Origin of the sequence: Streptomyces sp. NPDC057638 (assembly GCF_042800315.1) — a bacterium.
Classification (GTDB): domain Bacteria; phylum Actinomycetota; class Actinomycetes; order Streptomycetales; family Streptomycetaceae; genus Streptomyces.
Window position 1 is genome coordinate 1 of record NZ_JBHVHF010000477.1, and the last position, 4,059, is coordinate 4,059.

4 protein-coding genes are annotated in these 4,059 nt (G+C 73.5%); 1 reads left to right on the forward strand and 3 read right to left on the reverse strand.

Annotated features, from left to right (window positions below):
• Positions 1-168: 168 nt before the first annotated feature.
• The 3 genes from ACFVIM_RS33525 to ACFVIM_RS33535 are packed head-to-tail and all read right to left on the reverse strand — an operon-like array spanning position 169 to position 2,535.
• Positions 169-579, reverse strand: a complete 411-nt coding sequence (locus tag ACFVIM_RS33525; protein ID WP_384309680.1) for a RidA family protein — start codon at positions 577-579, stop codon at positions 169-171.
• A gap of 52 nt (positions 580-631) precedes the next feature.
• Positions 632-1,384 (reverse strand): IclR family transcriptional regulator, encoded by a 753-nt coding sequence (locus tag ACFVIM_RS33530; RefSeq protein WP_384309683.1) that lies wholly within the window; start codon positions 1,382-1,384, stop codon positions 632-634.
• Positions 1,381-2,535, reverse strand: a complete 1,155-nt coding sequence (locus tag ACFVIM_RS33535) for a sugar kinase (RefSeq protein WP_384309685.1) — start codon at positions 2,533-2,535, stop codon at positions 1,381-1,383. The genes ACFVIM_RS33530 and ACFVIM_RS33535 overlap by 4 nt, the downstream gene beginning before the upstream one ends.
• A gap of 109 nt (positions 2,536-2,644) precedes the next feature.
• Here ACFVIM_RS33535 and ACFVIM_RS33540 point away from each other — a divergent pair, with 109 nt between their 5' ends.
• On the forward strand, positions 2,645-3,931 hold the full coding sequence (locus tag ACFVIM_RS33540; protein ID WP_384309688.1) for an amino acid deaminase: 1,287 nt from the start codon (positions 2,645-2,647) through the stop codon (positions 3,929-3,931).
• Positions 3,932-4,059 lie beyond the last annotated feature (128 nt).

The window sequence follows — 4,059 nt, forward strand, 5'->3', positions numbered from 1 at the left end:
GGGCGGGGTCCACCCCTTGACGGGCCTGCCACGCGGCGCGGGGCACGGGCTCACCCCGTCCGGTGACGGTCCCGCGTTCGGGGCCGCGTACGGACGGGAGGTGAGGGAGTGTCAGCGGTCCGCACGGGGCCGACACGGGGCGCCCCGGAGGGCGCGGGGTGGCGGGCCTCAGCCCAGGACCGCCAGGGCGTCGATCTCGATCAGCAGACCGGCGGGCAGGCCGACATAGACCGTGGTGCGCGCGGAGGCGGGGGCGGTGAGGCCCTGCTCCTCGAAGTAGGCGTTGTAGATCTGGTTCATCTCGGCGAAGTGGTCCACGTCGGTGAGGTAGACGCGCATCATCATCACGTCGTCCCAGCCCGAGCCGCCCTCTTCGAGGATCGCCTTCACATTGGCGAGGGTCTGGAGCATCTGCTCCTTCAGGGTCGGTCCGGCCGGGGTCGGGGCCTGGCCCTCGACGGCGGGCAGGAAGCCGACCTGACCGGCGACCTGGAGGATGTTGCCCTTCTTGACGCCGTGGGAGAACTTGGCGGGCGGGGCGGTGTGGGTGCTGGGGGTGAGCGCGATCTTGTCGGTCATGAGGGTTACCGGTCTCTCATCTCAAAGCGGTCTGGCGTGGTCGGGGTCCGGTTCAGTGCGGGGTGACGGAACCGGAGTACTCCCGGCTGATGGCGTCGGCGGTGCGGCGCACCAGCGGCAGGAGGGTGAGCAGTTCCTCGGCGGTGACGACGACGTTCGGCGCGGAGACCGACATCGCGGCCACCACCCGGCCCGCCGCGCCCCGGATGGGGGCGGCGACACAGTTGATGGACTCCTCGTGGCCACCGAGGTCGGTGGCCCATCCCTGTTCGCGCACGGCGGCCAGCTCCTTGAGGAAGGCGGCGGCGTGCGGGGTCGAACGGGACGTGTACATGGGGTAGTCGAGCTTCTCCGCGACGGCGCGGCGCTCGGGTTCGGGCAGATCGGCCAGGAGCAGCTTGGCGACGGCGGCGACGGTGATCGCGACCGGCTTGCCGATCCGGGAGTACATCCGCACCGGATAGCGGCTCTCGACCTTGTCGATGTAGAGGACCTCGCTCTCCTCGTACACCGCGAGGTGGATGGTGTGCCCGATCTGCTCGTTGAGGGTGACGAGATGGGCGTGGGCGATCTCGCGGACGTCGAGGTTCTCCACCGCCTCCTGGGCGAGGGCGAAGAGCCGGGCGCCGAGGCGGTAGCGCTGGTCCTGCTGGCGGTAGACCAGCCCGTGGTCGTGGAGGGTGCGCAGCAGTCGCAGCGCGGTGGACTTGTGCACCCCGAGGCGGTCGGCGACCTGTCCGAGGTCGGCGGGGCCCTGGGCGAGCAGCGGCAGGATGCTCAGCGCGCGGTCGACGGTCTGGCTCATGGCGTACGTACCTCCTCTTCCTTCCCCACCGGGGGGATCCCGGAAGCGGCGCTCCAGCCCGGGACGAGACGCAGTCTCTCCCAGGCGCCGTCGTCCAGGGCCACCAGGCGGTCGGTGAGCGCGGCGGGCGGCGGGGTGGCGAGGTCCTCGGCGACGGTGAGGGTGGCGGCGGCGGTCAGATGGCCGCGCCGCAGCCGTTCCCGGGCGTCGGCGCCGCCGAGGTGGGCGGAGAGGTATCCGGCGGCGAAGGCGTCGCCCGCGCCGACGGGCGCGACGACCTCGACGCCGGGGGCGGGGACGAAGGTGACGGTGTCGGCGCCGGTTCCCGGCGCGCGTTCGAAGACCGTCGCTCCCCGGCCGCCCTGCTTGACCACCACGGTCTCCGGCTCGGGCAGTGCCGCCCGGACGGCCTCGACGCCGTGGATGTCCCAGGCGTCCTCGGCCTCGTCCTCGCCGACGAAGACGAGGTCGGCGCCGCGGGCCAGCTCCAGCAGGGTCCGGGGTCCGGATCCGTCGCGCCACAGCTTGGGGCGGTGGTTGACGTCGAAGGAGACCAGTGGCCGGCCGGGCCGCCGCTCGGTGAGCTGGCGCATCAGGTCCCGGCAGTCGTCGGAGAGGGCCGCGGTGATCCCGGAGACATGGAGGATCCGGGTGGCGGTCACCTCCTCGTACGCCATGGTCCCGGGTGACATCGCGGAGGCCGCCGAGCCACGGCGGTAGTAGACGACCTCGTGCGCGTCGGTGGCGCGGTCGGTGGCGGTGCGGAAGTAGATGCCCGTGGGACGGGCGGGGTCGCGGCCGACGGCGGAGGTGTCGACGCCGTAGCCGGCGATGGCCGTGACGAGGTGGTCGCCGAAGCCGTCCGTGCCCACCCGGCTGATCCAGCGGACCCGGTGGCCGAGGGCGGCGAGGGCACAGGCCACGTTGGACTCGGCGCCGCCGATGCCGCGGTGGAAGGAGGGTACGTCGGCGAGGCGGCCGGGATGTGACGGCCGGAAGGTGACCATGGACTCACCGAGACAGACGACGTCCACGCGGCCGTCGGCGGCGGATCGCTCCGCCGCGCGTCCGGTCGGGCCGCTCTCGCCCGCGCTTCCGGTCAGGCTGCTCACCCTGGGGCTCCTCAACGGGGTCTGGGTCGTCGGGTCCATTGACCCGGCGCTGCGCCGGATGTTAGACAGCACCGAGCGATATGCGCAATGGTCGTTGCACAGAGCGCAACGCTAGCGTCCATGCCCGTGCTGTGCCCAGGAGGTCCCCATGCCCGCCGACCCGCTCGACCGGCTCGCCCGGCTCCAGGAGGAGCGCGTCGACCACCGCTTCAAGGGCCTGCCGCCCGACGCCGACGGGCTGACCGTCGGCGAGCTGGCGGCCGAGCGGCGAGACCTGTTCACCGGCGGCTTCACCACCCCCGTACTCGCGCTCTCCGCCGAGTCCGTCGAGCACAACCTGGCACTGCTCCAGCGCTACGCCGAGCGCCACGGCCTCTCCTTCGCCCCGCACGGCAAGACCTCCATGGCACCCCAGCTCTTCGCCCGCCAGCTGGAGCACGGCGCGTGGGGCACCACCGCCGCCGTGCCGCACCAGGTGCGGGTGATGCGCGCCCACGGAGTGCCGAGGATCTTCCTCGCCAATGAGCTGGTGGACCCGGCGGCCCTGCGCTGGCTCGCCGGGGAGCTGGACCGGGATCCGGCCTTCCGTTTCATCTGTTACGTGGACTCCGTGCGCGGCGCCGAGCTGATGGACCAGGCCCTGTCCGCCGTCGCCCCCACCCGCCCGCTCGACGTGGTCGTGGAGCTGGGCGCGGGCGAGGGCGCGCGGACCGGCGCCCGCACCGAGGCCGAGTGCGCCGCCGTCGCCGACGCCGTGAGCGCCGCGCCGACCCTGCGCCTGGTCGGCGTCGCGGGATACGAGGGCGAGGTCCCCGACGCCGACGGCGACTCCGTCCGCGCCTGGCTGCGGCGGCTGGTGGCGCTCACGGCCGCGTTCGACGCGGCGGGCCGGTTCGCCGACACCGACGAGATCGTGGTCAGCGCGGGCGGCAGCGCCTGGTTCGACGCGGTCGCCGATGTCTTCACCGAGGTGCCCGCGCTCTCCCGGCCCACCCTCAAACTGCTGCGCTCGGGCGCGTACGTCTCCCACGACGACGGCCACTACCGCCATCTCACCCCCTTCAACCGGCAGCCGCAGGAGGGCGCGCTCCAGCCCGCCTTCCGGCTCTGGGCGCAGGTCGTCTCCCGGCCCAGCGAGGCCCAGGCGTTCCTCAACGCGGGCAAGCGGGACGCCGCGTACGATCTCGACCTCCCCGAGGCCCAGGTCGTCCGGGACGCGGCCACCGGCGAGATCCGCCCCGCCGAGGGAATCACCGTCAGCGGGCTCTCCGACCAGCACGGCTGGGTGCGCACCGAGCCCGGGGCCCGGCTGGAGGTCGGCGACTGGGTCGGGATGGGCCTGTCCCACCCGTGCACGGCGTTCGACAAGTGGCAGCTGATCCCGCTGGTGACGGCGGACGGCACGGTCGTCGACTACATCCGCACCTACTTCTAGGCCCGGTCCGGTGGACCGGGCCACCGCCCGGCCCGGTCCACCGCCCACGACCCAGGCGCCTCCCGCGGATCGGGCAGCACGATCCGCCGGCGCGCCCGGGGCCCGGCCACGGCACGACGGGCCGGGGG

Excerpts from the sequence above, each read along its gene's own strand:
- ACFVIM_RS33525 (WP_384309680.1), bottom strand. The coding sequence starts at position 579 with ATGACCGACAAGATCGCGCTCACCCCCAGCACCCACACCGCCCCGCCC.
- ACFVIM_RS33530 (WP_384309683.1), bottom strand. The coding sequence starts at position 1,384 with ATGAGCCAGACCGTCGACCGCGCGCTGAGCATCCTGCCGCTGCTCGCC.
- ACFVIM_RS33535 (WP_384309685.1), bottom strand. The coding sequence starts at position 2,535 with ATGGACCCGACGACCCAGACCCCGTTGAGGAGCCCCAGGGTGAGCAGC.
- ACFVIM_RS33540 (WP_384309688.1), top strand. The coding sequence starts at position 2,645 with ATGCCCGCCGACCCGCTCGACCGGCTCGCCCGGCTCCAGGAGGAGCGC.